At 41.8% G+C, this 4,521-nt stretch carries 4 protein-coding genes; all 4 read right to left on the bottom strand.

What is annotated here, in order from left to right:
* On the bottom strand, window positions 1-803 hold an 803-nt coding region (locus RSA72_RS09165), incomplete at its 3' end, for an alpha/beta fold hydrolase (RefSeq protein WP_332633073.1).
* A 283-nt stretch (window positions 804-1,086) separates the two neighbouring features.
* Window positions 1,087-2,346 carry an OprD family outer membrane porin gene (locus tag RSA72_RS09160; RefSeq protein WP_332633071.1) on the bottom strand — a complete coding sequence of 420 codons (1,260 nt, stop codon included), beginning with the start codon at window positions 2,344-2,346 and terminating at the stop codon, window positions 1,087-1,089.
* 428 nt (window positions 2,347-2,774) lie between these two features.
* Complete coding sequence (gene dmpG / locus RSA72_RS09155) at window positions 2,775-3,794, bottom strand: 4-hydroxy-2-oxovalerate aldolase (RefSeq protein ID WP_005245890.1); 1,020 nt, start codon at window positions 3,792-3,794, stop codon at window positions 2,775-2,777.
* A 12-nt stretch (window positions 3,795-3,806) separates the two neighbouring features.
* Window positions 3,807-4,521, bottom strand: a 715-nt coding sequence (locus RSA72_RS09150; RefSeq protein ID WP_332633066.1) for an acetaldehyde dehydrogenase (acetylating), incomplete at its 5' end; no start/stop codon positions are given.

The following is a 4,521-nucleotide window of genomic DNA, read 5'->3' as shown; positions in this document are numbered from 1 at the left end:
TTTTCAACTTGAGACCAGTGACCGCATTGGCTGAAGATATGTGCATCAGCATTTGGTACGATGTTCAGGATGTCCCAAGTACGAGAAACCGGAATCACCACGTCTTGCGTACCATGAATCAATAGTACAGGCACAGTAATGTCTTTCATTTTTTCGAAGTCTAATGGGAATTCGAAACGGTCACGGTCACGTGCGCCAACCACATCCATTAAACGATTTGATGCATAGTCATTTGCAGCAGAAGCAAAACGTACTTTTACCAGTTCATCAGTAATCAGGTCTTTGTTTACGACAAACATAGAAAGGGTTTTCTTGATTCCTTCTTCTGTAAGAACTGGGTTTGCGTGAGCTTTAAGTGCAGCTGTCTGTTTCGCACCGCCCGTACCCATAGACACGATACCCAAAATACGATCTGGATAATCCAATGCCATCTGGAATGCTAACCAGCCACCCAGAGAGTTACCGACCAACCAGGTTTTTTCGATACCCAAAGCATCTAGCGTACGGATCGCATGATCTACCCATGCACGGATACCATAAGCAGTACCTGGTGCAACCACAGTTTGACCATAACCAATGGTATCGATTGCGATACAACGTGCTTGTTCACCAATTGAAGGTAGGTTTAACCACCAGTTTGCAGCAGCAGATACACCCGTACCTGAACCGTGCAGGAACAGAATAGGCGTACCTTCACCAATTTCATGGTAGTGAGTCAACTCACCTTCTGCAGTTTCAATCCATTTGTCTTCTAAGCCGAAGAAAGGATCTGTTTTATAATCAGGGATTTGAACAGTGCTCATCATGATTCCTCTTACAGTTTCTTGCTTGCGTGTTCCTCGATGACGAGAACTCGACGTCAAGTTGACTCATTAAAAATGATCTTTTTACAGTCTTATATTAACCGCTCTACTGTCTTCAACTGATATAAAATTACGATTGCATACTACAAAAAATATATTATTTAAGTATTTGTTTTAATTAATTATTTTAAATTTAAAACCCTGTTTAATTTAAGGCTTTGATTAAGTTCTCAGCTCAAAAAAAAGCAGTCAGAATACTGACTGCCCTTAAACTGCGCTTAACTTAGAATTTATGAGTATAAGTTGTCGCTACGCGGTATTCCTGAAGATCTGGTTTAGTAGGATTTGCAAAATTTACATCAATATACATCGCTTGGATGCCTAAACCTTTTAACTTACCCTCTGGAACAGTGTAATTCGCAATCAGATTTAGCTCATCAGTATTAAAGTTTTGGTCACCTGATTTAGCATCATAACCTTTGAAATAAACTGCAGTTGCGTTTAAGCCTTTGGCACCCATTTCAGAGAAGTCATAGCCATAAGAAACATTCCATGACTTTTCTTCTGGTGCAGTAAAGGTTGCAACGCCCCAGTTCACCAGATAAGGCTGTGGCACCCAGCCGCCAAGTGTTGGAAATGCAGTATCACCAAACATTTGCTGATAACCCAGACCTACGGTATGCGCACCATGATTAACTTTTGCCCCTACTGACAATGCCTGATTATCAATATCACCATACAGTTTGTCACCTGAATCCGAGTTATCAAAATAACGCACATGGCTATCTAATTTGGTTTTTTCACCTAGCGCAGTTTTGTAATTCACACCCAAGTAATGCTGTTGGTAGATGTCTTGAACATCTGCATACCAGTAGCTACCACCAATTTCAGGCGTGAACTGGTGATCTACACCAGCAATCCACATCCCATCAGATGCTTCACCATTATCGTAATAATTTTTACCCTTCGCAGGCGCAAACAATGTTAAATCACGGAACTGATTGTCGTAACGGTTATTAATTTTATCAATATAAGCCAAAGTCAGTTTGGTATCTTTAATCTCTTTAGATTCTAACCATGCACCGCTATAAGTAGTGATGAGCTGACGGGATGGATCAAATACTAGCACTGGAGATACCGGCAATAGTTCACCCACTTTCAGTTCTGTTTCAGAAACTTTAGCTTTCAAGGTTGCGCCAACTTTACCAAAATGATCTTTAGATTCTTTGCCATCGTGAGGTAACACCCAATCCGGATTTTGATCACGGCCGTTGAGTTTAACTGCATGTTGAACCAGAACATCTGCACCAACTTGCACCCCGCCACCAATATCGTGATAGCCTGACTTCGCATCCAAAGTCACACCTTGTGACCAAGAACCCCAGTTACGTGATGAATAGTCATCTTGATACTGACGGTCTAGATAAAAGTTTTTAAATTTGAGTTGAACATTGCTGTCGTCAATAAAGTCTGCATTCGTTGCAGTTGTCCCTAAAGTTGCTGTCGCAGCAAGCATTGCAATCCGTAAATTGTGACGACGCATGATGAGTTCCCCATTCAGCTGATAAAATCCATGCCGCCATCATGCGCAAGTCGGTTTAAATAAAAAATCCGACCACAGTATTAAACTTTTGCTCTTTTAGCTCTCCATATTCCAAGCCCAGATTTAAGCGCTCAATCTCTTAGATTTTAAACCGATTAAAGAAAATAAAAATTTGACCGGATATTTAATTTATTTTTTGTTTTCTCTATTAATAAGCGCAATTTTTTTTAAAATATTGAGCCACTATTTTTTATTTATCGTTTTTATGTTTAAGGAAAAAATTAAACTAAAATAATCTTCACATAACACTATAACTAAAATATCTGAGATCAGAGTTTTAATATATTATTAAAACTACTTCATAATAAAAAAGCATCCACTTTGGATGCTTTTTTATTAGCCTTATTTTAATACGATTGCATTAAAAATTAAGCTTGTAACTCACGCGCTTTAGACATGGTTAATGCCAGGTCTTCAATCATGTCTTCCTGACCACCAACCGTACCACGGCGACCAAGTTCCATCAGGATTTCACGCGCAGATACGCCATATTTCGCTTCAGCGCGTTTAGCAAACAACAGGAATGAAGAGTAAACACCGGCATAACCTAAAGTTGCCGCATCACGGTCGGCACGGATCGGGTTGTGCATCATTGGAATCACCAGATCTTCAGCAACGTCTTGTACTTTAAACAAGTCAACACCAGTGTCCATACCCATACGGTTTGCCACAGCGATAAACAATTCGAGTGGTGTATTACCCGCACCAGCACCTAAACCTGCAGACGCCAAATCAACACGTACCGCACCTGCTTGAACCGCAGCAACAGTATTCGATACACCCATGCCTAAGTTGTGGTGACCGTGGAAACCAAGCTCAATGCTTGAATCCAAGTGTTGACGTAAGTGACCCACACGGTCGATCACGTCCTGCGGAAGCATATAACCCGCTGAATCTGTCACGTAAATACAGTTTGCACCGTAAGACACCATCTTGTTTGCTTCTTCAAGCAATTTTTCAGGAGATGCCATATGCGCCAACATTAAGAAACCGACGGTGTCCATTTCTAGTTTACGTGCAGCGGTGATGTGCTGTTCAGAACAATCCGCTTCAGTACAATGCGTCGCCACACGAATAGTAGAAACACCAATTTCATGTGCCATTTTCAAATGGTCAACCGTACCGATACCCGGAAGAAGTAATGCAGAAATTTTTGCATTCTTCATACGTGGTACAACAGCAGACAAATATTCTTCATCTGTTGCAGCAGCAAAACCGTAGTTCACTGATGAACCGCCAAGGCCATCACCGTGTGTTACTTCAATTAAAGGTACGCCAGCATCATCAAGTGCTGTTGAAATTGCAATCATTTGCTCAACAGTCGTTTGATGGCGCTGCGGGTGCATACCATCACGTAAAGTCATATCATGAACAATAATCTTAGACATTTTGGTATTCCTTTAAGCTTCAGCGGTGTTGAACACGTGTTCTGCAAACATTTCTGCAGTACGTGCAGCTGCTGCAGTCATAATATCCAGGTTACCTGCATATTTCGGCAGGAAGTCACCCAGACCTTCAACTTCCAAGTAAATTGATACACGGTTGCCATCAAATACCGGACCATTTACCAGCTTGTAACCTGGTACGTATTTTTGAACTTCCTTGATCATGGCATGTACAGATTCAGTAATCGCTGCCTGATCCGGCTCACCTTCTACTAGACAGTGAACAGTATCACGCATCATTAGAGGTGGCTCAGCCGGGTTAATGATGATGATCGCTTTACCTTGTTTCGCGCCGCCGACTTTCTCAATGGCACCTGCAGTAGTACGTGTGAATTCATCAATGTTTTTACGCGTTCCCGGACCAACCGACTTAGTCGATACAGTTGCAATGATTTCGCCGTATTCAACAGGCTGAACGCGAGAAATCGCTGCAACCATAGGAATCGTTGCCTGACCGCCACAAGTTACCATATTGACGTTTGGCACTTCACCTTGTTCAAGCAATGCTTCAAGGTTGACAGGTGGTACGCAGTAAGGACCAATTGCAGCTGGTGTTAAGTCAATCATTAACACGCCAAGCTCGTTCAGCTTACGGCTGTTTTCAGCATGTACATAAGCAGAAGTTGCATCGAAGGCGATTTTGATGTCATCTTCAACTACGTGAGGCAGC

The organism is Acinetobacter sp., assembly GCF_036659555.1.
GTDB lineage: Bacteria > Pseudomonadota > Gammaproteobacteria > Pseudomonadales > Moraxellaceae > Acinetobacter.
The sequence above is the reverse complement of the archived record's forward strand: the minus strand, read 5'-3'. Positions and strand labels throughout refer to the sequence as shown.

Coding starts and splice junctions, on each gene's coding strand:
- dmpG (WP_005245890.1), bottom strand. CDS start 3,794: ATGTCTAAGATTATTGTTCATGATATGACTTTACGTGATGGTATGCAC.
- RSA72_RS09160 (WP_332633071.1), bottom strand. CDS start 2,346: ATGCGTCGTCACAATTTACGGATTGCAATGCTTGCTGCGACAGCAACT.